Origin of the sequence: Sphingomonas sp. (assembly GCF_030145815.1) — a bacterium.
Taxonomy (GTDB): Bacteria; Pseudomonadota; Alphaproteobacteria; order Sphingomonadales; family Sphingomonadaceae; genus Sphingomonas.
The window spans coordinates 29,818-54,670 of sequence record NZ_JAIXHL010000001.1 but is presented as its reverse complement, the minus strand read 5'-3'; the positions used below and the strand labels follow the sequence as shown (position 1 = coordinate 54,670).

At 69.7% G+C, this 24,853-nt stretch carries 28 protein-coding genes and 2 pseudogenes; 7 read left to right on the top strand and 23 right to left on the bottom strand.

The genetic code is table 11. The annotated features are described in order from the left end of the window. Nucleotides 1-3: 3 nt before the first annotated feature. The 3 genes and pseudogenes from KYX69_RS00320 to KYX69_RS00310 form a co-directional block, all read right to left on the bottom strand. Nucleotides 4-2,142, bottom strand: a complete 2,139-nt coding sequence (locus KYX69_RS00320; protein WP_300492542.1) for a phage tail protein — start codon at nucleotides 2,140-2,142, stop codon at nucleotides 4-6. Nucleotide 2,143: 1 nt separating this feature from the next. After that, nucleotides 2,144-2,517: pseudogene (locus KYX69_RS00315) on the bottom strand (peptidoglycan endopeptidase). Continuing rightward, nucleotides 2,514-3,320, bottom strand: coding sequence for a DUF2163 domain-containing protein (locus KYX69_RS00310; protein ID WP_300492541.1), 807 nt, complete (start codon nucleotides 3,318-3,320; stop codon nucleotides 2,514-2,516). Before KYX69_RS00310 ends, KYX69_RS00315 begins: the two are co-directional and overlap by 4 nt. Before the next feature lie 52 nt (nucleotides 3,321-3,372). Between KYX69_RS00310 and KYX69_RS00305 the strand changes: the two genes are divergently transcribed. Next, on the top strand, nucleotides 3,373-3,864 hold the full coding sequence (locus KYX69_RS00305; protein WP_300492540.1) for a hypothetical protein: 492 nt from the start codon (nucleotides 3,373-3,375) through the stop codon (nucleotides 3,862-3,864). 6 nt (nucleotides 3,865-3,870) lie between these two features. Here KYX69_RS00305 and KYX69_RS00300 read toward each other — a convergent pair. The 11 genes and pseudogenes from KYX69_RS00300 to KYX69_RS00250 form a co-directional block, all read right to left on the bottom strand. Continuing rightward, nucleotides 3,871-6,153 (bottom strand): annotated as a pseudogene (locus tag KYX69_RS00300) (DUF2460 domain-containing protein). Nucleotides 6,154-6,202: 49 nt separating this feature from the next. Next, entirely contained in the window at nucleotides 6,203-6,754 is a 552-nt protein-coding gene (locus KYX69_RS00295) for a tail tape measure protein (protein WP_300492539.1), read from the bottom strand. Beyond that, on the bottom strand, nucleotides 6,747-7,004 hold the full coding sequence (locus tag KYX69_RS23155) for a phage tail assembly chaperone (RefSeq protein ID WP_367280169.1): 258 nt from the start codon (nucleotides 7,002-7,004) through the stop codon (nucleotides 6,747-6,749). Before KYX69_RS23155 ends, KYX69_RS00295 begins: the two co-directional genes overlap by 8 nt. Beyond that, entirely contained in the window at nucleotides 7,001-7,375 is a 375-nt protein-coding gene (locus tag KYX69_RS00285; RefSeq protein ID WP_300492538.1) for a gene transfer agent family protein, read from the bottom strand. Before KYX69_RS00285 ends, KYX69_RS23155 begins: the two co-directional genes overlap by 4 nt. Further along, the gene (locus tag KYX69_RS00280; protein WP_300492537.1) at nucleotides 7,372-7,779 is read right to left on the bottom strand and encodes a phage major tail protein, TP901-1 family; all 408 of its coding nucleotides are present in this window, start codon (nucleotides 7,777-7,779) and stop codon (nucleotides 7,372-7,374) included. The genes KYX69_RS00285 and KYX69_RS00280 overlap by 4 nt, the downstream gene beginning before the upstream one ends. Nucleotides 7,780-7,885: 106 nt before the next feature. Then, nucleotides 7,886-8,287 carry a DUF3168 domain-containing protein gene (locus KYX69_RS00275; RefSeq protein WP_066681572.1) on the bottom strand — a complete coding sequence of 134 codons (402 nt, stop codon included), beginning with the start codon at nucleotides 8,285-8,287 and terminating at the stop codon, nucleotides 7,886-7,888. Next, nucleotides 8,284-8,823, bottom strand: a complete 540-nt coding sequence (locus KYX69_RS00270; protein ID WP_300492536.1) for a hypothetical protein — start codon at nucleotides 8,821-8,823, stop codon at nucleotides 8,284-8,286. Before KYX69_RS00270 ends, KYX69_RS00275 begins: the two co-directional genes overlap by 4 nt. Beyond that, on the bottom strand, nucleotides 8,823-9,101 hold the full coding sequence (locus tag KYX69_RS00265) for a hypothetical protein (RefSeq protein WP_066659547.1): 279 nt from the start codon (nucleotides 9,099-9,101) through the stop codon (nucleotides 8,823-8,825). Before KYX69_RS00265 ends, KYX69_RS00270 begins: the two co-directional genes overlap by 1 nt. Before the next feature lie 76 nt (nucleotides 9,102-9,177). Continuing rightward, nucleotides 9,178-9,366 (bottom strand): hypothetical protein, encoded by a 189-nt coding sequence (locus KYX69_RS00260; RefSeq protein ID WP_300492535.1) that lies wholly within the window; start codon nucleotides 9,364-9,366, stop codon nucleotides 9,178-9,180. Continuing rightward, nucleotides 9,360-11,036, bottom strand: a complete 1,677-nt coding sequence (locus tag KYX69_RS00255; RefSeq protein ID WP_066681889.1) for a hypothetical protein — start codon at nucleotides 11,034-11,036, stop codon at nucleotides 9,360-9,362. Before KYX69_RS00255 ends, KYX69_RS00260 begins: the two co-directional genes overlap by 7 nt. Before the next feature lie 132 nt (nucleotides 11,037-11,168). Then, entirely contained in the window at nucleotides 11,169-12,149 is a 981-nt protein-coding gene (locus KYX69_RS00250) for a phage major capsid protein (RefSeq protein WP_300492842.1), read from the bottom strand. Nucleotides 12,150-12,541: 392 nt separating this feature from the next. Between KYX69_RS00250 and KYX69_RS00245 the strand changes: the two genes are divergently transcribed. Next, nucleotides 12,542-12,802, top strand: coding sequence for a hypothetical protein (locus tag KYX69_RS00245; RefSeq protein WP_300492534.1), 261 nt, complete (start codon nucleotides 12,542-12,544; stop codon nucleotides 12,800-12,802). A gap of 57 nt (nucleotides 12,803-12,859) precedes the next feature. On the opposite strand, the gene KYX69_RS00240 is transcribed toward KYX69_RS00245, so the two are convergent. From KYX69_RS00240 to KYX69_RS00210, 7 genes are all read right to left on the bottom strand, one after another. Next, the gene (locus tag KYX69_RS00240; RefSeq protein ID WP_300492533.1) at nucleotides 12,860-13,390 is read right to left on the bottom strand and encodes an HK97 family phage prohead protease; all 531 of its coding nucleotides are present in this window, start codon (nucleotides 13,388-13,390) and stop codon (nucleotides 12,860-12,862) included. Nucleotides 13,391-13,455: 65 nt separating this feature from the next. Further along, nucleotides 13,456-13,704 carry a DUF6127 family protein gene (locus KYX69_RS00235; protein ID WP_300492840.1) on the bottom strand — a complete coding sequence of 83 codons (249 nt, stop codon included), beginning with the start codon at nucleotides 13,702-13,704 and terminating at the stop codon, nucleotides 13,456-13,458. A 65-nt stretch (nucleotides 13,705-13,769) separates the two neighbouring features. Then, on the bottom strand, nucleotides 13,770-14,882 hold the full coding sequence (locus KYX69_RS00230; RefSeq protein ID WP_300492532.1) for a phage portal protein: 1,113 nt from the start codon (nucleotides 14,880-14,882) through the stop codon (nucleotides 13,770-13,772). Between the two features lie 81 nt (nucleotides 14,883-14,963). Then, nucleotides 14,964-15,635, bottom strand: a complete 672-nt coding sequence (locus tag KYX69_RS00225) for a spermidine synthase (RefSeq protein WP_300492531.1) — start codon at nucleotides 15,633-15,635, stop codon at nucleotides 14,964-14,966. 1 nt (nucleotide 15,636) lies between these two features. Then, nucleotides 15,637-16,365 (bottom strand): NRDE family protein, encoded by a 729-nt coding sequence (locus KYX69_RS00220; RefSeq protein WP_066658776.1) that lies wholly within the window; start codon nucleotides 16,363-16,365, stop codon nucleotides 15,637-15,639. Nucleotides 16,366-16,410: 45 nt separating this feature from the next. Next, on the bottom strand, nucleotides 16,411-17,730 hold the full coding sequence (locus KYX69_RS00215; RefSeq protein WP_300492530.1) for a terminase family protein: 1,320 nt from the start codon (nucleotides 17,728-17,730) through the stop codon (nucleotides 16,411-16,413). Then, nucleotides 17,720-18,253 (bottom strand): hypothetical protein, encoded by a 534-nt coding sequence (locus KYX69_RS00210; protein WP_300492529.1) that lies wholly within the window; start codon nucleotides 18,251-18,253, stop codon nucleotides 17,720-17,722. The genes KYX69_RS00215 and KYX69_RS00210 overlap by 11 nt, the downstream gene beginning before the upstream one ends. Before the next feature lie 230 nt (nucleotides 18,254-18,483). Between KYX69_RS00210 and KYX69_RS00205 the strand changes: the two genes are divergently transcribed. Further along, nucleotides 18,484-18,876: a hypothetical protein gene (locus tag KYX69_RS00205; RefSeq protein WP_300492528.1), complete on the top strand. Its 393-nt coding sequence runs from the start codon at nucleotides 18,484-18,486 to the stop codon at nucleotides 18,874-18,876. 421 nt (nucleotides 18,877-19,297) lie between these two features. Continuing rightward, nucleotides 19,298-19,786: a hypothetical protein gene (locus KYX69_RS00200; RefSeq protein ID WP_300492527.1), complete on the top strand. Its 489-nt coding sequence runs from the start codon at nucleotides 19,298-19,300 to the stop codon at nucleotides 19,784-19,786. A 45-nt stretch (nucleotides 19,787-19,831) separates the two neighbouring features. On the opposite strand, the gene dapF is transcribed toward KYX69_RS00200, so the two are convergent. Continuing rightward, nucleotides 19,832-20,797: a diaminopimelate epimerase gene (gene dapF / locus KYX69_RS00195; RefSeq protein ID WP_300492526.1), complete on the bottom strand. Its 966-nt coding sequence runs from the start codon at nucleotides 20,795-20,797 to the stop codon at nucleotides 19,832-19,834. Between the two features lie 104 nt (nucleotides 20,798-20,901). Here dapF and KYX69_RS00190 point away from each other — a divergent pair, with 104 nt between their 5' ends. Genes KYX69_RS00190 through KYX69_RS00180 form a run of 3 tightly spaced genes read left to right on the top strand, consistent with a single transcriptional unit; the run spans nucleotide 20,902 to nucleotide 24,302 of the window. Further along, entirely contained in the window at nucleotides 20,902-23,361 is a 2,460-nt protein-coding gene (locus KYX69_RS00190; RefSeq protein ID WP_300492525.1) for a DUF2339 domain-containing protein, read from the top strand. 40 nt (nucleotides 23,362-23,401) lie between these two features. Continuing rightward, nucleotides 23,402-23,827: a hypothetical protein gene (locus KYX69_RS00185; protein ID WP_300492524.1), complete on the top strand. Its 426-nt coding sequence runs from the start codon at nucleotides 23,402-23,404 to the stop codon at nucleotides 23,825-23,827. A 4-nt stretch (nucleotides 23,828-23,831) separates the two neighbouring features. Then, nucleotides 23,832-24,302: a hypothetical protein gene (locus tag KYX69_RS00180; protein ID WP_066682398.1), complete on the top strand. Its 471-nt coding sequence runs from the start codon at nucleotides 23,832-23,834 to the stop codon at nucleotides 24,300-24,302. 4 nt (nucleotides 24,303-24,306) lie between these two features. Here KYX69_RS00180 and KYX69_RS00175 read toward each other — a convergent pair whose 3' ends face one another. Next, the gene (locus KYX69_RS00175; RefSeq protein ID WP_066659171.1) at nucleotides 24,307-24,786 is read right to left on the bottom strand and encodes a DUF6456 domain-containing protein; all 480 of its coding nucleotides are present in this window, start codon (nucleotides 24,784-24,786) and stop codon (nucleotides 24,307-24,309) included. Between the last annotated feature and the right edge of the window lie 67 nt (nucleotides 24,787-24,853).

Sequence of the window (24,853 nt, the reverse complement as noted above, 5' to 3'; positions counted from 1 at the left end):
TCGTCACTCCATCGCATCGAGAATCAGGGTGGCCGGCGGTGACAGGCCATGGTCACCCGCCTGGCGGACCGCGACCGTCGCCGCGTCCGCCCCGGTCAGCAGCCATTCGGGCGCGTCGCTCATCACGACGCTGTCGGGCTGGCCGGGAACGGTGATCCGCAGTTGATAGCGTTCGGCGCTTTCGCCCAGTGGCGAGTCGGTGCCGTCGCTCCAGCGCCACCCGACCCGGCTGCGCCGCGTCCAGCGCAGCAACCGCCCGCCCGCAACGGCTTTGGCGTGCAGCGCGACCGGAGCCGGCGGAGTCGCCGACCGTCCCGTCATGGGTACAGCAACCGTGACCGGCTCGGCATCGCCGACGCCCGTTGCCATCACCGTCAGCCGTCCGCCCACGGCGCCGCGTCCGTCCTGCAGGGCGAGCGTGTCGGGCGTGAGCAACACGAATCGATCGCCCGCCGCCATCGCACCGATCGCATCTTCGGTCCCGCGCCGCCCGCGCCACAGCCGGGTGAGCGTCCAGCGCCCGTCGCCCATGGGCTCGGCGCGCCCGAACTGGATCAGCTCGTCCCCGACCAGCGCGAGATTGGCCCCGGCGTCCAGCGCATCGGGCGACGCGTCGGTCAGCTCCATCGCGGACCGTGAGAGGTCGATTACCAGCGCCGATTTCCTGTCCTCGATGAACGCGCTGGCTGGCCCGGCAGTCGCCACGACGGTCCCCATCACAGCAGGCGCAGCAGTCCCGCCGATCGCCTCCCACCGCCCGCCATCATCGCTGCTCAGCGCCAATGCCGCCCTGCGCCAGCCGGGCGACGTTCCGCACGCCGCGATCATCAGCCGGGGACCGCTCAGCAGCCCCTCGCCGACGTGCGGGATCTCGAATCCGTGCAACCGGGTCGCGCCATGGACCCGGTCGGGTGCCGGGCTGACCCGCCCGGGGCTGGCCGACGCGGATCGTCCGGGCGGGGCAATCGGAGTCAGCACCAGCGCGACATCTCCCGCCTCGACCCGCGTCTCGACCACGCGCCACTGGCCCGTCTCACCGGCCAGCGTGACGCGCGCCCCGGGCGCAACATCGATTGCCGACCAGCCCGGGCGCACCACCCGCTGCGTCCGTGCCAGCTCCGCTCGAACCAATTCTGCCTGTGCAATGCCCTTGGCAGTGGCGGCGGACAGCGCGGCGGGCAATTCGATCCGCCGTTCGCGATCCTGCCCCTGCGGGTCGGTGGCAATCTGCACCCCGGCCTGATAGTCGCGCGCCGGGTCGTAATGGCTGATCGCCACCCGGCGCGGCACCTGATCGGGTGCGGCGATCGTCCGCTCCACCCCGCGCCCGCTCGCCCCGGGGTCGGCAATCACCGTGGCGCCGCCCTCTCCGCTGGCCAGTACAAAGCGGTCGCCCGCCACCACCGGCCAGGCGCCGCTCGCCTCGATCAGCGGCGCAATCGCCGCGCGCACCGATTCGCCATAGCCCGAATAGCCCTCGATTGGCAGCACCGCCTCGCCCGCGCCGACCCTTTCGCCCGACAGCGCCGCCACGATCGTGCCCGCCGTCACCGCACCGGAATCGGCCACCACTTCGAAACTCAGCGCGGGGATGCGGTTGCCGAATTCCTCCAGCTCCAGATTCTCGAACACGGCATAGGCGATGCCGCGATGCGCGGGTGCCGATCCGGCTCCCTCGGCGGATGCGATCAGCGGATCGACCGCCTGATCCTCTCCGCCAAAGTGCAACCGGAACCCGGTCCGCACCTTCCAGTCGCCCGCCGCGCCGCGCAGCAATTTGCCGTCGGCCCAGATGCGCCCGACCGACAGGATCGGCCGCGCCGACAGCGCCACCGCGAACGACGCGGTATAGCTATAGCTGGTCACCGTCGGGCGCCCCTTGCCACGCTCGCGCTGGCGATGCTCGACCAGATCGGTCGCCCAGATCACCGTTCCCGCGACCCGCAACGTCCCGAACAGCTGCGGGATCGGCGTGCCATAGCTCGACGTCTGCACCGCCAACTCGGTCAGCCGCGGTCCCTCGCGCCCCTTCGGCTTGAACAGCAAGTCGCGATCGACCGCCTGGCCGGCAAGGCTGCCCAGCATCGCCCCGATCGGCCCGCCGAACAGGCCACCGACCGTCATCAGCACCAATGTCGCCATCTCAATCCTCCCCGCGTCGCCAGCGCGCCAGCTCGGCCCAGGGCGGCACGCCCGGCCGCTCGACCACCCGGCGCAGCGCCGCATCGGCATGAATCACGCCCTCATCGCTCGCGATGGCGAGGTGCAGCTGCCCTGCCCCGGCATCGAACAACACCAGATCGCCCGGCTGCGGTTCGCCACCCGTACCAGCCCCGCCGCCGCAGCTGCGTCAGCCACCTGCGCCAGACGCCCCCCGCGCAGCGCATAGCCACGCGGCACCGCAATCCCGTAAGCCAGCGCCGCCAGCCCGACACAGTCCAGCCCGTGCGCCACGCACCGCCCATGCAACCGAAAGCGCGCGCCGATCGCGCCGCGCGCCCGCTGCAGCGGCGTCATCCGCCCGGATAGCGCGTCAGCAGGTCCACCCCCGGCAGATACGGCTCGCCCCGGAAATTCGCCGCATTGCCGAACCGCCCCGCGCAGGTCGCGATGCTCTTGTCGCATCCCTCGCTCACCTCCACCAAGGAACCGACCGCCTCGAACCGCGGCGCACGCCGCAGGGTCACGACATCCCCCGCCGAAGCCGCAATCAGATCGCTCAGCCCGCTTTTCGTCCCGCCGAACCAGCGCAGCCGCCCGCCAGCCCATCCACCCGCCACCGGCTCATGCGAATCCAGCGTGAGCACCGCCCCCTCGACAGCGATCACCCGCGCGAACCGCCGCCGCCCCGCCATCGCCACCCGGCATCGTTTGTCGCCCAGCTCGGCGCGACATTCGGGCGAGGTCATCTCGACCACCGGCGCATCCAGCGCCGCCGCCGCCCCGCGCAGCTCGGCGGTCAGCACGCCATCGCGCGTCTCGACCGCCCCGATCGTCCCGCTGCCCAGTGCGACGACTTCACCCGGCGCGGTCCAGTCGACCGCAAACAGGCTGATCCGCGCGCCATCCCAGCGCCCGGCGAGCAGATCCGCCTCGCTGATCGCCGCCCCGGTCAGCGCCCCGGTCACGTCCATGCTGTCGGCATCCAGCCCCGCGCCGCGCCGGATCGCCGAGGGCGTCATCCCCGGCGCCGCGCGATAGTGGAACCCATCCACCTCCAGATCGCGATCATGCGCCGTCAGCCCGATCGCCACCCCATCCCGCCGCTCGATCCGCCAGCAATAGGCGATCGTGGCGAGCGGCTCGTTCAGCCAGTTCATCAGCGTCTTCCTTGACCTTGCGTGGACGCAATGCGGACGGCACGCTGAACCGATGCTCAGCCGGCTCCGCACCATCTCCGTGATTGCGCTCTTCATTGCGCCGCCCGCGATGGCATGCTCGATGGGGCCAATCCGGTCGGAAACCGGCGCGCTCGACTATGCGCGCCAGTCCTATGGCCTCGCCGCGCTTGTCGTGGACGCCGAGGTCGAGAAACCCATGAACCTGGGCGACGATTGGAAGCCGGGCCTGCTGCCCGCTGCCCGCCTCAGGATTCTTCGGGTTCTAAAACCCGGCGGACCGGGCATCGTCGAAGGCTCGAGTATCGCCGTCGCCTATCTCGACTCCTGCTCGATCGCCTTCACCCGTGTGGGTCAGCGCGTCCGCGTACTGCTTGATGGCGGCGGGATGATCTTCGTGGCGGATTCGGGGATGAACGGCGCCGCGATCTGGGACGCGAAGCTCGGCGCACTGTTCGACCGCGAGATCGATCGTCTCGCGGGTGTGCCGCGACCCACAGGCTTGGATCCGCTGGGGGCCGAATGACCGCGCTTAATCTTCCCTGACCTCCACCAACGGCACGCTCGGCGCCGCCCCCGCCATGAACGTGGCCCGGTTCACGCTCAGCGAATCCTCCGCGAACCGCACCGGCACATCGAACCGGAACCCCGCCGTCACCACCGTCCCATCCCCCGGCGGTTCGTCCAGCACGACCATTCCGCCCGCATCCACTGCGAACGCCGCCGTCTCGACGCCATCGACTGCCACGCGCACGCTCCCCGCCACCGGCCGGGTGATCCGCCGCGCGACATCGCCATAGGATTTGACCAGCGCGAACGCCTGCCGCTCGCCGTCACCCTCGCCCAACAGCTGATCGAGCGGACCCGGCGCGCCCTCATCGTTCGAGCAATCGTCGAACGGATCGCGCAGCCGGAACCCCCGCGCCGGCCCCATCCGCGCGCGGTAAAACCCCAGCAGCGCCCGGATATCCGCCTCGCTCCGCACCCCCGGCCCGACATCGTACCGGGTCCGCGCCTGCGCCCAGGCGGCGTTGCGCGCCTCATGCCCGCCCGCGCTGGTCAGGATCGCGGTCGACACCTCGGGCGCCACCTCCGCCTCGCGCCCCAGCGCAATCGGGAACAGCACATCGTCGAATGCCTGCATGTCTTCCTCCTGATCGAAGGTCACGAACCCGTCGCGGATCACCTGCGGCAGCGCCCAGATGAACGTCGCCGCCACGCCGCGCCGCCGCGCTGCATCCGCCGCCGCGGCAATCCCGCGCCACTGCGGCGCATCCTCGGGGTTCAGCACGAACCCCGCGAAATAATGCTGTCGCTCGACCGGATAGCCCAGCCGCGCCTGCGCCAGCGCCACGCCGCGCGCGCTCGCCACGGCATTGCCCACCGCTGCCCAGTCATAATCCTCCAGCTGCAGCACATCGAACGCCGGATAGGCCCAGCCGACCGGCAAGTTCGCCCGCATCGCCTCCGGCGCTTCGCGATCGAGCACCGTGGGCAGATAGGCGAGCAGCAACAGCTGCGCCGCCGGAGCCACGCCACGCACCGCCGCGCCCAGCGCCGCCGTCGACGCCGCCAGCAGCGCCCCCGCCGAGTCGAGCACGTCGGTGTCGGGATCGCCCCGCACATTCTGCTCCGCCGGATCGCCCAAAGCCGCCTTTGCGGCATCGTCATGGATGCACAGCCCACCATCGGCCATCACCCACCACCACGGCTCGCCGACCTGAAACTTGACCGCCAGCCCGGCATCCTGCGCGATCCCGACAAACGCCGCCGCCACCGCCTGCAGATACCCCATCGCCCCCGCATGCGCCGGGGACAGCAGGGTCGAGGGCGGCTCCCATCCGGTCAGTGCAGGCGATCCATCGAACGCCCGCTGCTTCCAGTCGCCCCAGCAATGCGCGTCGAACAGCTCATAGGACAGCGACCAGATCACCCCGAACCCCAGCGCCCTCGCCCGCGCCGCGAAATCGGCATGCCACGCGACACACGGCGCATTCAGCGCCCCGCCGCTCAGGCTCGCAAAATAGCCGCCCGCCACCGCCTCGAGCCGGAAATAATGGCCCATCCCGACATAATGGACGATGTCCCCGCGATACCCCAGTTGCAGCGCATTGCGCAGCAGTCGTTCCGGCGTGACATGATAGCTGTCGTCTTAGCCCGAGCAGATCGACAGCCCATGTTCCGGCACCACCACGTCGCCGATCGCCAGCACCGCCCCCGGCCCCTCGACCGCGATCTCCGACAGCTCGACCCAGCCCTCGGCCGGCACCGCCAGCGCCGCATCGTCACCGGTGTATCCCGGCGGCACCAGGCTCACGAACATCCGGTCGACATCGCCCGCCCACACCGGATCGGCTTCAGTCGGCAGCACGAACCCGCCCGCAACGGTCGCAAGGTCGAGGCTGACGACGCAATCCTCCCGCGTCCCCTCGGCATAGTTCCAAAGCCGGACATACCAGGCACGCGACTCGCCCGCCGCATCGCGCCCCTCGATCGTCAGCACCGGGCCGTTGACCGCGTCCAGCGGCATCACACCGCCGGATTGCCAGCGAAAGCGCAACCGACACCCCCGATAATCCCGGCTGGTCTCATAGGAGAGCAGCGGGTGGTCATGGCGATCCACGCTCTCCCAGATCAGCCCCGCCAGATCATTCTGGCGATAGAAGACCGCGTCCACGCGCAATGCGTCCGGCGCAATCGTCACCACGCTCGCCATCATCGGTCGCGGAAAATTGACCGTCCAATAGGCCGGGTCAAAGCGCGACATCACCCCCGCCGCCTGCACCGTCCGCGCGGACGCCAGCCAATATGCCATTGTCGCCTGCCCCCTTCTTCTCCCCTCCCGCTTGCGGGAGGGGAACGGCTCAATCCACCCCCGCCAGCGCGGCCTTGACCGCCCGTGCCACCTGCCGACTCGATTGCCGCAAGGCGCCGGCAGCCTCGCCGCCCCCCGGCGCATTGATCGTGATCGCCACCCGCACGTCGCGCCCGCCACCCGGGACCGGCACCTCGACCCGCCCGCTGCTGGTCGGCACGAACAGCTCCGGCCCGCGCTCGCCCACGACATAGCCGCGCCCCGGCGCCACCGGCCCGCCGGTCGCGCGGCCGGGCAGTCCGAACAGCCCGCCGATCGCCCCGGCAATCCCGCCATTGCCAAAGATCGCCACCATGCCCCCGCGCACCGCTTCAGCCGCGATCTCGGCCAGGACCTGCGACGCTACCCGCTTCAAGTCCTCGAACCCGAGCTTGCCGGTTCGCACCGCGCGCAACAGCGCCGTCTCGACCGCGCGCCCGGCGCGGTCCGCCCCCGCCTGCAACGGGCCATCGATCGCCGCGCGCATCTCGGCGACATCGCGGGCAAAGCCCTGCGTGTCGGCGCGCACCCGCACCATCATGTGTTCGATCTCGTCATCCATCGGGAAACGCCTCCATCAGCTGCGTGATCATGTCACGATCAGGCGGCGCGACCGCCTCGCCAGCCACCGCCCGCACCAGCACCGCCAGCTCGGCCGGCGTCGCATTCCAGAACAGCTCCGGCGTCCACCCGAACGCCACCCCCGCCTGCCCGGCCAGCCGCGCCGCTGAGCGACTGAAATCCTCCCCGGCACGGGGAGGGGGACCGTGCGCAGCACGGTGGAGGGGGCCCTCCCCACGCGACCCGCTCACCGCCCCGCCAAAATCTGCCCGATCAGCACGCGCAACGCCGGAGTCGCGCCGGCAAGTCCGCCCGCCGTCACCCCCTCGCCGAACGCCTCACGGGTCAGCCCCTCGGGCCGCTCCTTCAGGCAGTGCCAGAACAGGGCCACCATCTCGCCCAGCCCCAGCCGCCCCTCCGCCGCCCGCTCGACCAGCGCGAACAACGGCCCTAACTCCTGCTCCGCTGCCACCAGCGCGGTGAACGAGGGTCGCAGCACCAGCAGGGTCCCAGCTACACGCACCGAAGCCTCACCGCGTGCCGGATTGGCAAGGGCAAGCCCCTCCCCTTCAGGGGAGGGGTTGGGGTGGGGCCGCGAAGTCTCACCGAGACCGACACTCATGCCGACACCACCGGGCCGCTGCTCTCAAGATTGAACGTGTAACTCCGCTCCCCGTTGAAGTCCCCGGCATAGTCCAGCCGCGTGACCAGGAACCGCCCGGTCATCGTCTCGCCGCTCTCGAAGCTCAGCCGGTAATCGTCGATCACCCCGCTCAGCGCATTGCCGCGGATCCGCGTCTCCGCTGCCGACCCGGTAAATACCCCCGCCGCCGACACACTCACCGATCGCACCCCCGCGCCCGACAGCAATTCGCGCCACGCACCCGAATCCTTCGACGTGATCGCCACCGCCTCGCCATTGACGCTCAGCTGCGTCGTGCGCAGCCCCGCCACCGTCGCATAGGCGACCGGCGCCCCGCCATCGCCCACCTTCAACAGGAACGCGCTTCCCTTCTCCACCGCCATGTTGGTTTCTCCTTGGTTGCGGCACCGGCCCGCTCCCCCACCCGGCCACCCATCGGCAGGATATTCTGAAATGGGTGGCCGGGTGGGGGAGCGGGCCGGTGCCGTTTCAATCAGATTTCAGCATCCGCAGCCGCCACTCGCTCGTGGCGATCCAGCGTCCTTCGCCCTTCCGCTCGATCCGCGCGCGCAGCAGCACCCGGCTCGCCAGCTCCCAGCCCCCGCCGATGGCACGCGGCAGCCCCGCCATCGCCACCTCGACCTCGCCCGCCAGTGGCCGCAGCCGCGCCGGGCTTTCCCCGGCATCGTGCACGCTCACCACGACCCGCGCCTCGCGCCCGGCCATGTCCTTGGTTCCCCACTCGCTCAGCTGCGCTTCGCCGATCACCGCATGCGGCGTGGCAGCGCGCACCGGCGGCGCGCCGAATATCCCGGCCAGCCCCTCGGCGAGCGGCGCATGCGCGCTCAGCGCCGCCCGGATCGCCTCCGCCAGCACCCCCGCCGCGCTCATCGCACCGCTCCCGCGCCCAGCCGCATCGCCCGCCACGGTCGCCACAACGCCGTCACCGCCGCCGGTGGCACGCCCTCGCCATCCATCCGCAGATGCGCCGCCAGCCGCAGGATTCCGTGCCGCACCGGCTCGGGCACCGCGTTCCAGTCGCCCGCGCTCCCCGCGCGATAGGTTACGGCGATGCGCCCGGCACCGGACGCACACCGCACCCAGCCCTGCCCCGCCGCATCGATGTCGATGGCATAAAGGTCCGGCGCCAGCGCCACCGCGCCGCCATCGGTCGCCACCTGCTGCACCGCCGTCACCGCGCGCACCGGCGCGACGCTCAGCACCTGCCACGCGCCCCGCACCGGCAGCGTCTCACGCAGCATCCGCTCGAGCAGCGCCATGCCGATATAGCGTTCGCACAGCTCGGTCGCGACGCGCAGCTGCGCCGCCAGCTCGGCATCGCTCGCCGCGCCATCGATCCGCAGAAACGCGCGCAACTCGGCCAGTGCGACGGGGGCCGCCTCGGGCGGCGCGATCGTCTCGACCATCACCGCCGCTCCACCCGCACGTCGATCGCGCGCGCATCGCGCCGCCCGTCGCTCCAGCTCACCTGGTTGGTCAGGCGATAGACCAGCCCCGGTCGCCCGCCTTCGACCGTCGCGGCACAGCGCGGCCCGCTCACCGCCTCGGCCACCACCGCCAGCCCGCCGTCATGCGCCGGCTCGACGGTCCAGCTGCTCGCGCTCACTCCCGCCGCGCCGGCAATCGCCGCCCAGTCGATCGCATAGTCCAGCGCCGCCGCCGGATCCTTCAGGAAGATGCCCATTGCTCACCCCCGTTCGCCAAGAAAAAAGGGGCGGCCCGACGGACCGCCCCTCACCCATTTTCAGTATCGCGGCGCTTCAGCCCGCGTGCAGCACCCGCGCGCCATCCTCCGCCCGGATCGTGTAGCTGCCATCGCTGCCCGCACGCGCCGCCCCGGCCAGTTTTACCAGCCGCGCCAGAAGCGATCGGGCCTGCTGCGCCTTGCCGATTGCGCCAGCGGCGATGCGCGTACGACCGATCGTGGCGCCCCGTTGCCCGCTTACCATGCTGCCATGATCCGCCAGTCGGTGCCGTCGCTGACGACGACCCCGCCATTGCTCCCGCCACCGGCCGCAACGCTCCCGGTGGTGGTGGCATTCAGATCGGTCACATAGTGCAGCGCCCCGGCCCCCGCGCTCGCCGCCGACCCGGCACCCGCCACGGTCGCACCCGGCAACTTCGGCGCCTTCATGAACTGCGTCTGCAGCGTCGTGAAGTTGATCCGCAATGCATCGGATATGTCGGCGCCCTGCACGGTCTGGCCGATCGTGAAATCGCCATTGGTCTTGAGCCGCAGGCCCCAGCGGTGGAAATTCGCCTCGTTGAAGAAGTCGAGATACAGGTTGCCATTGCCCTGGATCCGGCCGCCCGCGACGCCGCTCGCATGGGTGTTGCGCAGCTTGAACCCCTCGAACCGCGTCGACGCGGAAATCTCGGTCTCGAACCCGGTCACCGACCCCGTCACCGCATTGGTCGTGAGGTAGATCATCCGCGCGCCATTGGTGAAGCCGGATGTTCCGACCATGGTCAAGAGCGACTGGATGCCCAGCGGATTGGTCCCGACATTCCCCGCGCTCAAGTAGATGTCGCGTTCGAACGTATAGCCATTGCCCGAATTGACGTAAGGCAGGTTGAGCTGCGCAGTGCCTGCCGCATTGGTCTGGGTCATGAACGCCTGGTTGTTGCCCAGCCGGTTGACCCGCACCTGCTCCGACAGGTTGATCGACTTGGTGTCGCCCGCCGCACCGTTCCAACCGAATGTCACATGCGAATTTCGATACCCGTCGGCAAAGGCATAGAATGCGCCCTGAAAGCTGATGTCGGAATCATTGCCCCAATCATCGCTGTCGAACGGGGCATAGATGCTGATCGGGCGATACTCCAAACCACTCGATCCCGTCGTGTGCATCGCATGGTGGAATTCGGACCCGTCGATCCACTGGCCCGATTTTGCCGGATTGCGGCTCGGCTTCTTGAACCGGCTCTCCACGCGGATCGACGGCCCGCCCATCGCGGTATTGATCGGGGTAAAGCTGGTGTTGAGGTTCCAGCTCAGTCCGACGACGTTGTTCGTATATTCCGGCTGGCCGGGATATTGCGAATCCGCAGAATAGGGGCCGTAGGTGAAGTTCAGCCCGAACTGGATCGTGGAGGGCATGCCGCCCTCGTCGCGCGATGGCGAGTCATAGATGACCCCTTCCTGCGACCAGCCCTGATCGATGTCCGGCGGCGTTTCGGCCTCGATAGTATATACCGGCGCCGACAGCCCGTTCACCCCGGTGATCTCGTCGAGAAAATCGGTGACGGTCAGGCTCTCATTTCCTGGGATCGCCTGCCACGCCGCGAACACGTCGTGCGCCTGTACTGTCTCATAGAATTGCGCCGCGACCGTCAGCGAAACCGACTTGGTGCCGACCGGCAAGTCGATCGCGGTGGTGCCGTCCGAGGAGACGATCGGATCGCGCTCGATGGTCCCGCTCGTAAAGGTCCCGATCCCGACTTCGAACATGCTTGCATCCGCCGGCGCGCCATCGATCGCATAATAGAATTGATCGCCCTCGCTCAGCACCGATGCAAAGCTGCGCGACCCGGTCACTGCACCTGCTGGCGTAATCGCGCCAGTTCCTGTCGTGGTCGTGGTTTCCTCGACCAAATCTGCGTAAATCAGCTCTGCCATGTATCTGCTCCCGCGGTGGTAAAGTCGGAACTGGCCGGGGCGCCCGCATCGCCCCGGCCCGACTGTATCAGGCATGCAACGATCGGCAGAATCGCGATGGCTTCCGCCCCGCTAACCCTGCCGATCAAAGTGTCACGAGGCGGAAAACTTCATGACCTTGATCGCCTCGCTGTTGGTCACCGCGCCGCCGACCCGCTTGGTGGCGTAGAAGTGGACGAACGGCTTGTTGCTGTACGGATCGCGCAGGATCTGCGTCTCGCCGCGCTCGGCGATCAGATAACCGGCCTTGAAATTGCCGAACGCGATCGACAGCGAATTGGCCGCGATGTCCGGCATGTCCTCGGCTTCGACCACCGGATAGCCCAGCAACGTCGCCGGCTGCCCCGCGCTCAGCGACGGCTGCCACAGCAATGCGCCGTCGCTCGTCTTGAACTTGCGAATGCGCGCCAGCGTCGCCGAATTCATGGCAAACACCGCACCCTGGCGGTATGGCGGGCGCAGCGCCTGGACCAGGTCGATCAGCTTTTCCTCGGGATTGGCCGCAAACGCACCCGCCGCACCCGACACGATGTGCTGCAGCGTGCCGAACGCCCGCACGTCATCGCCCGTCGCCGCGGTGGCATAGGTCAGGAACCCCTTGGGCTTGTTGGTCCCGTTGCCGCTGACGAACGCCGCGCCCTCGGCCCGCGCAAATTCGCGCGCGATCTCGTCTGCCAGCCATGCTTCGACGTCGAAGGCGGCATCGTCCAGCATCGCCTGGCTCGCCGCCGGATTGGCGAACAGGTCGCCCATCGGCGGGGCGATCTCGTTGAACACCGGCGTATCGGTTTCGTCGCGCGCCGCCGTCTCGCTCGCCCAGCCGGATTCGGTCCCGCCCGACGCGACCAGCTTGCGATATCCCGCGCTGCCCACCGTCACGACATTGGCGATGGCGCGGATCGGCGAAATGCTCGCCAGCGTCGCATCGACCAGGGCGTCGATCTCGCGGGGCACGGCATAGCCGCCCTCGGCTCCGCTCGCCCCCGACAGCGCCTTCATCTCCAGCGCGCCGCTGCCGCTACGCAAAAACCCCTCGAACGCCGCGCCCGTCACACTGCGCGCGCCGCTCAACATCGGCCGTGCCACCGGCGCGCCAGCCGCTTCCACCGCCTCGAACGACTGTTCGAGGACATCTGCCTTCGTTTCCATAAGTGTCTCCCGTTCCAACAGAAAATCCTCCGCGCCTGCCCCGGCGAAGGCCGGAGGAACGGGGAGGGGGGTGTAGCTGCGATCAGCGAGGTGCCGGGGCACCTTGCAGCAGCGAAACCGGCTCGCGTCGCGAGCCGTATGCCCGAAGGCATGGTGGAGGGGGCCCGCACCACGCGAACCCCGTCGTTTCAAAAAATGAAGTGGCTGTCCGCTATATCGACGCCTCGGCGGGCCCATCCGCGATCCTGTATCGTTAGGACCGCGACGCACCGTGACTCCGGGAATTCCAAATGTCCAAACGATCGAACAGAAGCTGGATGAACGCCGGATTCGACGCCTGGTCGCTCGGCTGGGAATCCGCCGCCGTGATCGGACTGCGCGCAGCCAAAATCGCCCAGGGCGGCCCCGAAGCACAGCGCGAAACTGAACGCATGGTCTCCGAAAAAATGACCGCCGCGTTCGAGCTCCAGATGGCGATGATGTCCGGTGCCATGGGCGTGAGCCCCGCCACCACCACCCGCAAGGCGCTCGCCCACTATCGACGCAAAGTCCGCGCCAACGCGCGCCGCCTGCGCTAGCCAGTAAGCCCCTCCCCTTCAGGATTGCCGGGTGAACCACGCCCCGCGTGGTTCAGGTCAGGCCGGGGGCCTGACCGACCCGGCAATGGGTTGGGGTGGGGCGGTCACCGCCTCGCAGAGACCGACAGCCGCGCCCACCACCGCATGCACCCGCGCATGCGGCTGCATCGGCCGCGCCACCAGACTCACCTCGCACAGCTCGAGCGCCTCGATCTCGCGCCACCGCCCCTGCCGCGCCTTGACGGTGCGATACCCAAAGCTGAGGCCATTGACCGCGCCCCGCGCCACCAACGCCGCCAGCTCGGGCACATAGACCCGCGCCGTCACCCGCAAGCCCCGCGCATCCTCGCCGATCGCCTCGATCACGCCCACCGGCGCCCCGCGATGCTGCCACAGCAGCGGCACCCGCCGCACGCGCGCTCCGAACGCCCCGGCCCGGATCACGTCCCCGCCCCGGTCCGGCACATCGAACACCGCCGCATAGCCCGCGAACCGGACGCCAGTCCCCGCACGATTACTCCCCTCCCGCGTGCGGGAGGGGTCGGGGGAGGGCCTGTCCGCACACCCGGCACCAGTCGGACCCGACACGCCCTCCCCTGGCCCCTCCCGTAAGCGGGAGGGGGACAAGGCCCTGCCCCGAACTTGGTCGGAGGTCACTTCCCCACCCCCCAAAACCCCAGCTTCACCGCCAGCCCCACCACCACCAGCGCCAGCAGCATCCGTACGACCCACCCGGCCACCGCCTTCACCGCCGATCGCTTGGCATCGCGCCACGCCTCCAGCAGCTCGCGCAGCTCGCCCATGTCCTTGCCCGCGTGCGGATCATCCAGCCCCAGCCGCGCCAACGCCCGAGTCGCGCCCAGCTCGCCCGCTTCCTCCGCCACCGCGCACAGCGTCGCCATATCCGCCCCTTCGGCGCTTCCCTGCGCGATCAGCTGAGCTAGCAGCTTGCCGTCCACCGGCGCGCTCACGGCACGATCCCCACCAGCGCGCGCTTCTCCTCGGGCGTCAGGAATTCAGCCGCGCTCACGCCGCGCCACAGCCGCTCGCGGTCCTCGGCCATCGCCGGGACCTTGTCGACCGCAACCCGCAGGTGCGCGCCGGGGAACCAGGGCGACAGCCCCTGCGCCAATTCGGTCAGGATCTTGTCCGCCAGCGGCAGGATCGTCATCCGCCACACCGCCTTGTTCGCCTCGCGATAATTCGCGTAGCTATTGTCGCCGGGCAGCCCGATCAGCATCGGCGGCACCCCAAACGCCAGCGCGATCTCGCGCGCCGCCGCCGCCTTCAGCCCGACGAAATCCATGTCGGCAGGCGTCAGGCTCATCGCCTGCCACTTCAGCCCGCCCTCCAGCAGCATCGGCCGCCCGGCATTGGCGGCCCCGGCAAAGCCCGCCTCCATCTCGCTCTTGAGCCGCTCGAACTGCGCCGGCGACAGCGCGCTCCCGTCGCCCGGCTCGTACACCAGCGCCCCCGAAGGCCGCGCCGCATTGTCCAGCAGCGCCTTGTTCCACCGCGTCGCGGCATTGTGGATCGCGATCGCGCCGCTCGCTGCGCCCAGGCAGCCCAGGCCATAATGATCGTCGACCGGGTTGAACGCCTTCAGATGCACGACCTGCGGCCGTCCCGCCGCATCCTCCGCCGCGATCGTGGTGACGCTCCCGCCGACGCGATAACGGTAACCGACCGGCCACCCCCCGGCATCGGTTTCGACGCTCACCCGCTCGGGCCGCAGCGCGAACAACTCCGCCACGCCCCCCGCGCCGTCGCCCAGCAGCTGCACATAGGCATTGCCGTGCAACAGCAACTGCGCGGCGATCGTCGCCCCCAATTCCTGCCCCTGGCTGCGCGCGGCGACCAGCTTCAGCAACGCCGCATCGCTCGCCGCAACCGGCGCGGCGGCCACCCCCTCGGCAATGATCTTCACCGCCCGCTGCGCCACCGGATTGGCCGTATAGCCCGCGCGCACCTGCGCCTCGTAACTCTGCGGCCACTCGCCCAGCACCGCGCCCGCGCCCTGCCCACGCGCCAACACCGGACGCGAACCCTCGCGCCCGGACTTCCGCCCGAACCATTTCATAGAAATTCTCCGCTAAAACTCCCCTCCCGCTAGCGGGAGGGGCTGGGGGAGGGCGCGCGCGTCTGCGCGCCTAAAAGACTCTTACCGCTTCCTACCGAACCAGATCACGTGCCGCGGGCCTTTCCCATTCGAACGCGCCCGCACCTGAACCTCTTCCACCGCAAACCCCGCATCGCGCATCCGCCGCGTAAAGGCCGGGTCCGGCCCCGCCGACCACACTGCCAGCACCCCGCCCGGCGCCAGCGCCGCCCGCGCCCGCTCCAGCCCGCGCATCGTGTACAGCCCGTTATTGGCATCGCGCGTCAGCCCGTCGGGACCATTGTCGACATCCAACAGGATCGCCTCCCAGCTGCCCCGGCTGCGCGCGATCTCCGCGCCGACATCGCCCATCACCAACTGCGTGCGCGGATCGTCCAGGCACCCGTCGGCCAGCTCCGCCATCGGCCCGCGCGCCCACTCGATGATGCCGGGCACCAGCTCGACCACGCACGCCCACCCCTTCGGCCCCAGCCGCTTGAGCGCCGCGCGCAGCGTAAACCCCATGCCATATCCGCCGATCAGCAGCCGCGCATTCGCCGGGTCGTTCAGCCGGTCCAGCGTCATCTCCGCCAGCGCCTCTTCCGATCCGCTCATCCGGCTCGACATCAGCTCGTTACGCTCGAGCATGATGATGAAGTCACGCCCATGCCGCACCAGCCGCAACGGCTCCCCGCCCGGCACCTCGGCCACGCCGATCAGCTCTCTCGGGGTCATCTCAACTCCACGTAAAGCTGAGGACACTTTCGCCCTCGAGCAGACCCGTCGAACTGAACCGCCGCTCCGCAATCCGCCCACGGCCCAGATGGTCCACCGTCACCACCGTGCTGCACCGCGTGCCATAGACCGGGTTGCGGATGAACACCGGCGAGTCCACCGGCTCGAACGGATCGGGCTCATAGCGCTCCGCCGCCCCTGCCGGCCGCTCGTCCGCCAGCGCCGCGAACAGTTTCTCCATCGACGCGCTGCCTTCCTGCAGCCAGGCGGTCAGCGCCATCTGCACCCGGATCGTCTTGGGCCACAGCGTATCGAACAACCCGTTCGACAGCCCGTGCATCCCCGGGCTCAGCGGCCGCCGCACCGGATCGGGCCGGTTCGACAGATACAGCGGCCCGTCGCGATCCACCGCGATCAGGTTGAACGGGTTGTACGCGTTCAGATCCTCTGGCTCATGCCCGGCGAGCATATCGGTCACCAGCGCCCCGCGCGACAGCTTGCCCGGATCGGCCGCCTCGCCGCGCACATTGGTCACCGCCGCCAGCCGCCCGGCCTCGTTCACCGCCAGCCAGGTCCCCCCGGCCTCCAGATCGCGCCCGCCGATCACCGGCCCCTTCGCCATCCAGCGCGACAGCGGCAAGGTCGCGCGCGCATGCCGCTCGTCACGGTTCCCCGCGGCGACCAACAACCAATTGGGATGCATTCCCCACGCCAACGCCAGCACGCACATGGGGCGTGGCTTAGCGGGGGGCGAGCGCATCGCCTAGAGCCGATATCACGGCTTGCGCACCCCGACCTCGCCCTTCCACCCGAACACCAGCTCCCACGCCGCCCATACCAGTGCATCGGCGCGATCCGGCGAGCGCCCCGGCCCGGCATAATCGCCCCCGCGCACCAGCCCGCACAGTTCATCCTCCAGCGCCACAAACGCCGCCGCGTGCCGCACATGGCCCCGCTCGTACAGCGCCGCCACCGGCTCGGCCCGCGCCGCCTTGCCCCGGCTGGCATGGACCAGCCGCACCGGCATCGCCACCGCCGCCGCGCGCAGCACGCTCTCGACCATGTCACCGCCCTGGTTCTTCTCCGCCACCACGCGATCCGCGCCATGCCGGTCGGCACACGCCGCCACAGCGAGCGCCCAGCCCTCGGGCGACAGCCCGGCAACGCTCGCATCCTCCAGCACGCACAGCCGCCCCGCGTCATCGATCGCCACCGCGACGATCCCGCACGCATCGCCCTCCGCACTCGCTGGCGGATCGACGCCGACCACCACCCGGACCGGCTCATCCACCACAACCGCCCGAGCCGCCTCGATCATCGCCCGCGTCCACAGCGCGCCCGGCACATCGCACAGCAGCTCGCCCTCCAGCTCCTGCCGCCCCAGCCGCGTGCCGCCATATTCGGCCTCCATCGCTTCGACGAAGCTCGCGGGCAGATGCGGATTGTCCCGCGTGCGCCCGCGCGTCTCGACGCAGCTCGGCAGCGCCATCACCCGCCGCATCAGCCGCGTCGATCGCGGCGTCGTCGTCACCAGCACGCGCGGCCGCTCGCCCAGCCGCAATCCCATCGCCAGATTGTCCCACGCCGCATCGCCCCGGCGGCCCCATTTGCCCAGCTCATCGGCCCAGGCGGCATGATGCTCCGGCCCGCGCAGCCCTTCGGGCGACTCCGCCGAATAGGCAAAGGCCACCGCGCCCGACGGCCAGTGCAGCTCGCGCGCGCTCGCCTTCCACACCGGTTGCCGGTCGGACCGCGCCGTCGCGATCAGCCCCGACTGCCCCTCGATCATCACCCGCCGCACTTCGTCCAGGCTCGCGCCGACCAGCGCAAACCGCCCCTCGGGTTCATCCACTGCCAGCTGGTTGACCCATTCGCTCCCCGCCCGCGTCTTGCCAAACCCGCGCCCGGCACGGATCAGCCACACCCGCCAGTCGCCCGGCGGCACCAGCTGCCCGCCATGCGCCCACAGCTTCCACCGCGCGAGGAACTCGCGCCGCATCGCCGGGGTCATCGCGCGCACGGCTTCCGCCCGTTCGCACTCGGGCAGCGCAAGCAGCCGGTCGATGACCGCGCCGATCTCCGGGTCACTCGCCATCGGACACCGCCTCGGCCGTCGCGGCCTGATGGATCAGCTGCATCGGCGCGCGCGCACGCCGCGCCTCGATCACCCGCAATCGCTCGAGCAACACCCGATCGGTATCGTCCGGCGCGGCGAAGGTCGGCTTGCGCCCCTTGTGCGGTTTCGCCGTTGCGTTGCGGTGCTGCGACAACAGCTTCAGCGCGGCCTCGAAATCGATCGCCGGCGCGTCGCCCCGTTCGTCCATCCGATCCACCCGCGTCAGCCCGGCGAGCACATGGCCGATCAATCGCGTTTCGACCATCTGATAGCCCAGCGCGAGCGCCTCCTCCCACTGCGCCGCAAAGTCGGCGTCGCGGCGCCGGATTTGATAGACCGACGTCTTGCACACGCGCGCCGCTTCGGCCGCTGCGCTCACATTGCACGTCGCTGCCAGGTGGTCGAGAAACGTGGCGCGCATCGCCGCGCTCCACTGCACGCGCTCCGCCGCGCCCAGCGGCGATGACCGCCCGTCAAGATTGGTGCGGCGTCCGCTTACCATCGTCATTCTCCCAAACGCAGATCGGGCCGGCACGCGTCACCGCCCCGGCCCGATCCATTTGATTTCAAAGTCCGAAGACCCGCGTTTTCAGCGACCCGATCGCCGCGACTCGCAATTCTTCAGCGTTCCCTTTATGTGCCAGATCAGCGTGACGATGTCAAGCATTTTGTTCCCATTTGGTTCGCAATTCACTCATCGCCGGTTCATCGTAGCTGTGCCATGCTGCCAGCATGACTCACCGCCCCGCCCTGCTCGCCCCGCTGGCCCTGCTCGCCGCCGCCCTTCCCGCCATGGCGCAGGAGGCCCCAGCCCCCGCCACCCCCGCCGCCAAAGAGGCCCGCATCCCCTTCCCCTCGATGATCCGCGACTTCCGCGCCGATGGCCGCGACGCCATCTACCTGCGCGCCGGGCGGCAATGGTATCGCGGCACCTTCTTCGCCCCGTGCATCGAACTCCCCTGGGCCTGGCGCATCGGCTTCCGGCCTTCAGGCGGCGTCGGCGGAATCGACCGCTTCGCCAGCATCATCGTCCCCCGCGAAGGCGAATGCCGCCTCGCATCACTGGTCAGGATCGACGGCAAACCGCCGGAACGCGCGAAAAAGCCGGCCAAGCCAAAGGGCTAATCCCCAATCCTCCCCCGCCAAAGGGAGGTGGCATGCGAAGCATGACGGAGGGGGGGACGACTGCAGCCACGCGGCTCTGTCCCACAGCCGATGCTGACCGTTCCGCCCCCTTTGCCCACCATCGTCATCCCGGCCCTGTGCCGGGATCCACCGGGCGGCAAGCGCAAGACAAGAGGCTCTTTCGCGGGAAGTTCGGCACCGTGGATCCCGGCACAAGGCCGGGATGACGAAGCAGAAAGCGCCCGGTCGCCCCCCATCGCCCTCTCCCCTTGATAGGGGAGAGGGATACCGCAGCTTGGCGGCTCCGCCGCCTAGCGAAGGTTGGGAGAGGGGTAGATCGGCGCGCGGCGCCGAATGTCAGAGGCAGGCAAGGGGCTCGCGCCGGATTGCCCTTCACCGCGACGTCAGACATGGTTCGCTCATGCACCCACTCGCAGCCTTATTCGATGCCGGATTGCCGGCAATGGACGTCGGGGTGATGCACCACGGCTTCGCTGACCATGGCCGGGACTATATCCTGATCCTCGAAGTCAGCCTCAGTCACCAACCCGGCACCTATCGGCTGACCTTCACCCATGTCGTTGACCTCAGCATCCGGACGGCCGTGTCTCCAGAAATCTGGCAACGCTCATGGTCGGAGGACTTCACTGACTATTCCCGGTGGGAGGCGGCTGGTGAACCGGACGGGTATGTGTTCGGCACAAACTGGTCGATCGCCTACCCCGGCTTCAGGGCAATTAGCAATAGCCCGTCAGCAGACGATTGGGCGCGTCGGCTCGCTCAACCGATGTTTGCGGCTTCTTTGGCGACTGACAGGTTTGCGCTATCGCTCATATTTCACGAAGCCCGTCTTGAACGGCTCAACGAGGATACGCCGGTCGTGAGTCAGGTGATATTTCCCGTCAAGTAGCTCGCCGCATGGTCGAGCATTTCGGCAGGCCGTTTGAACGGGTGTTTAGTTGCGAACCGCGCCCTCCCACGCCGCAACCTCATCCCCCCGCCGCCGCACCACGCGCACCGCGCCCGCCACGCCGGTCGCCGGGTCAACCTCGACCACCCCCTCCCATTCGAACGTCGCATTGCCCGCGATCGTCACCCTATCGCCCCCCGCCGGTCCTTCGGCGCGCGCGCGCACGCGGCCGCCAGGGTTGAATACCGTTAGCCACTCCCCGAACGGCAGCCGCCCGGTCAGTCCCGCGGCATGCACCGACCCCGCCATCGCGGTTCCGCACGCATTGGTCAGCCCGACCCCGCGCTCGAACGTCTGCACGAACAGAGCCAGCCCCGGACTTGATCCGGGGTCGCTGCCGCGCACTTCGACAAAACTCACATTGGCTCGGTCGACCAGCAACTCCGGCCCCGCCTCGCACCATTGCCCCAGCGCGACCAGCTCGGCGACATCGACCTTCTCGACGAACGCGATCAGATGCGGATTGGGCATCGCAAGCGCGGTAAAGGCGCGGTCGCTCGGTAGTCCCGGCACCGCCGCCTCGATCACCGGTGGGGCCACCCGAATGCCCACCGCCGCCGGATCCGTGGCCACTGGTCCCACCGTCTCGCGCACCGTGTAAACGCCGGGAGCCAGCTCCACCTCGCGCGCGACTTCAGCCCCGCTGGTCTTCAACCGCACCCGCGCCGCGTCGATGCCCAATGCCTCGAAACCCGCGCGCGCCACGCACCGCAATCCATTCAGACAGGTCTCGGGTTCGGACCCATCGGCATTCACGACCCGCATGCCGAAATCCGACGCGCCATCTCCGGGCGTCAGCAACAAGATCCCGTCCGCGCCGACCGGCCCGGCCCGATCGCACAAGGTCCGCGCGATCCTTCCCCAGCTCGCATCGTCCAGATCGAGATCGCGGGAATCGATCAGACAGAAGTCGTTCCCCGACCCGTGACATTTCGTGAAGCTCAGTTCCATGTGGCGACATCTACGCCCCCGCAACCGCGGCGCAACTGCAGTTCGTCTTGCCAACCGCAAACCCGCACTGGCGCGACTGCGACCAAGCTGCCACAAGGTCCGCGATGGACGGCATCCTGTTCCTCGCCGTGCTGGCGCTCGGCATTGTCGCGATGGTGCAGGGCCAGCGGCTGCGCGCGCTCACGCGACGGATCGAGTGGCTCGAACATGGCGCGCGAGCCGAGCCGCAGCCGGTTCGCGCACCCGAACCCGCGCCCGTAATGCAAGCGGCACCGCCGCGCCCCGCCCCCGCCGCCATCACCCCGCCAGCCCGGCGCGCCGAAACACCGCCGCCACCCCCTCCTGAGCCCGAACCCGACCGCCCCAGCCTCGAATCGCTGATCGGCGCGCGCCTGCCCGTCTGGATCGGTGCCGTCGCCTTGGTCGTCGCGGGCTTTTTCCTCGTCCGCTATGCCGTTGAAATCGGCCTCCTCACGCCCGCAGTCCGCACCATCCTCGCCGCGCTCTTCGCGGTGATCCTGGTCGGCGCCAGTGAGGCCGCCCGCCGCATCCCCGCGCTGGCCGAAGACCCCCGCATCGGTCAGGCGCTGGCGGGCGCTGGCATCGCCAGCAGCTATGCGACACTGTACATCGCCGCCGCGCTATACCACCTGATCGGCCCGCTTCCCGCCTTCGTGCTGATGATCGGCGTCACCGCGCTGGGCCTGTTCCTGGCGCTGCGCCACGGCCCGCCCACCGCCGTCCTGGCGCTGGCCGGAGGCTTCATCGCCCCGCTCGTCGCCGGCTATGACGCCGCCGGCATCGGCCCGCTGCTGGTTTACCTCGGCCTGTTTACCGCCGCGCTGTTCGGCCTGGCCATTCACCGGGGCTGGGGCTGGCTCGCGCTCGCGGCAACGGTCGTGGGCTTCGGGTGGGTCAATTTCCTGCTGGTCGCGCTGGAGCCGACCCGCCTCACCGCCCCCGCCGCCTTCGTCATCGCGCTCGCGCTCGCCGCCACGCTCGCCCTTCCGCGCGCGGGCGTTACCAGCGCCTGGCTGCGCACCGCGCCGCTGGTCGCCGGCCTCGTCCAGCTGCTGATCTTCGCCCCGGCACTGACCTTCGACGGCTTTGCGTGGAGCTTCTACCTCGTCCTCGCCGCCGCCGCTTTGTTCCTCGCCTGGCGCGATGCGCGTCATCTGCCCGGAGCGCTTGCCGCACTCGCCCTCTCGCTTGTGCTGCTGACAGCCGCATTGGTTGCGCCCGTGTCCGGCGCGACCTTCATCGCCACCCCGCTCCTCGCGCTGCTGTTCGCCGTTCCCGGCCTGATCCTGCTCGACCGCGCGCGCAGCTGGGCGATCCTCGCGCTCGGCGGCATCGCGGGGCCAGTGCTGCTCACCAATCTGCTGGAGCCATCACGCCTCACCGACTGGCAGTGGGCGGGCCTCGAACTGCTCGCCGCCGGGCTCGCCTTCAGCGTCAGCTGGCGCCGCCGCGCGATAACCGACAGCGGGGATCCCGGCCTGATCGGTGGAGCCATGCTCGCCGCAATCCTGGTCGCCACCGCACTGGGGCAGCTGGTTCCGCTCGCATGGCTTGGAAGCGTCTTTGCGCTCGCCACGCTCGGCCTCGGCCTTTGGGCGCGCCGCACCGGCGATCGCGTGCTGCTCACCCTGCCGTCGCTCGGCGTCGCTGCGGTCCTGATCGCCGCAGCCGAACCGCTCGCCGATTACCTCGTGCTGATCGCGCAGTCGCTCGCGGGCGAACGTCTCACCGCGCCATTCCTGCCCGATCTCGCGGACAGCTTGCGCGCGCTGCTTCCGCTCGTCGCCACCGTCGCTTTGCTCACCCCCGATCGCCGCCAGTTCGGCTCGTTGCGCAAAGCCGTCCTCGGCACCGGCCTCACCATCGCGCTGCTGTTGCTCTACCATCTCGCCAAACTCCCGCTCGCCATCGTCACGGAACCGCGCTTCGACGGCCTCGGCTTCATCGAACGTGCGCTGATCACCCATGCGCTGTTCGCGGCCGCTTTCGCGCTGCGCACCCGCCTGCCCGCCATCGCGCTGCCGCTGTTCGCGCTCGCGCTGGGCCGCCTGCTGTGGTTCGACCTGCTCGTGCTCAACCCCGTCTTCGTCGCGCAGCAGGTCAGCCTGTTCCCGCCCGCCCTGCACCTCGCGCTGGCCGGCGTCTGGCTCTACCGCTTCCTGCCCAAGCCACTGGCGACCCGCGCCGCCATCGCCGTCGCCCTGCTCGCCACCCTCGCCGCGGTGCGTCAGGCCGCGCATGGCGCGATCATCACCGGCCCGATCGGCACCGGCGAAAACTACGGATACTCAATCGCCCTCCTCCTCCTCGCGCTGGCCGGCCTCACCCTCGGCATCCGCTCGGGCAGCCGCGACCTGCGTCTCGCCGGCCTGGCGCTGCTCACCTGCGTCACGCTCAAGGTGTTCCTCATCGATGCCGCCGCGCTCGACGGGTTGCTTCGGATCCTGTCCTTCCTGGGCCTCGGGGTCGCGCTGATCGGCATCGGCTGGGTCTATCGCCGCTTCCTCGCCGCGCGACCGAAAGCGTCAGTGGCGGACGCCTGACCCCGGCGGCATTCTGGCCCCACACCAACAGGAGGCCCAGATGACCAAGATCGTTCACATCGTCGACCCCGCCGAGATCGATATCGACGCCGCGCGCGCCATCGCATTGTCGGGTGAGCTCGCCAGCTATGCCCGCGCCGCACAGGACCCGCTGGCGATGGTCGAGGCGGCCAAGCTGCTCGCCGCCCTCCCCCACAGCGTCTTCACCCCCGGCGCGACCACCGCCGCTGCGCTCTATGCCGAAGCGCGTCTGCTCGCCCGCAGCGACCCCGCGATGCTCGCCGAGATCGACGCGGTGCAATATGGCTTTGCCCGCCCCGCGCGCGGCAGCTGCTACGCCGCCGAAAGCTGGGTCGTCGGCTATCGCGGTAATGGCATCGGTCTGAGCGCCACGCCTGCACCGCAAGTCCGCTTCCGCGTCGGCGCGCCGGTGTGGACCGGCCCCCGGCCCGCCAGCGCGGCGTGATCCGATGCGCGCTGCCCTCCGCCTGCTCGCCCTCGCGCTGACCCTCATCGCGCTGCCGGTTCGTGGTGAAGATCGCCCACACGCCGTTACCGGTGCGGAGATGCGCGCCGAGGCCCGGACGCTCGCAGCAGGCGACCCCCGCCTGCTGGCCGAGGTGGCCGCAGCCGAAGCTGAAGCCGCACGCGGTGTGCTCGGCGCAGGGCCCAGCTCGATCCGGCAGACGGTCCCGGCTGGCGCAACCTGGTCGCTGCCCATCACCCGCAGCGCCGATGCCGCAGCGACGATCGCCGTCCGCCGCATCGGCGCCGCCCCGATCGCGCTGACCGTTCTCGACGCGGCGGGGCGACCGCTCTGCACCGACAGCAGCGGCGGCGCATTGCTCACTTGCCGCATCGCCGCCGGCGGCGGCCCGCTCATCGCCCGAGTAGCCAATCGCGGTGCCGATGCGACCGACGTGCTGCTGCTGATGAACTGAAGCTTCACGGCAGGCGATAGTGGTCGGCGAGCCGGTCGAGCGCGAGGGTCAGAACCAGCCGCCCCGCGCGCGCCGGCCAGGCCAGCGCCTTTTCCGCCGCCGGGACGCTTTCCCCGGCGCAGATCACCCGCCACAGGATATCCGCAAGGCCGCGTCCAGCCGCGGTAATCGCCGCGTCGAATCGCCGCTTTGCCGCAATTTGCGCCTCGGTCGGGTCGAGCCCCACCCCCGGGGTACCGCCGCGTCGCGCCATCGGCGCCGCGTCCCAGCGCATCGTCACGCGCGGCCCCAGCGCCGCCATCTCGTAATCGTCGCGCAGCCGCTCGCCCGCCTCGAATTGCCGGGCATCGACCAGCTTGCGTGCCCGCAGCCAGGCGAGCGGCGATTCGGCGTCATTGACCGCGACCCGCCGCCCGGCACGTCGCGCGGGGGCATGCCGCACCACATGGCCATCCTCGATCGTGCGCTCGACCAGTTCTCGCATCCGCTTTCCCTTCCTTCTGTGACGAATCAGACTTGCCATAGCGTCACGCTTGTAGGAAAGACGATTA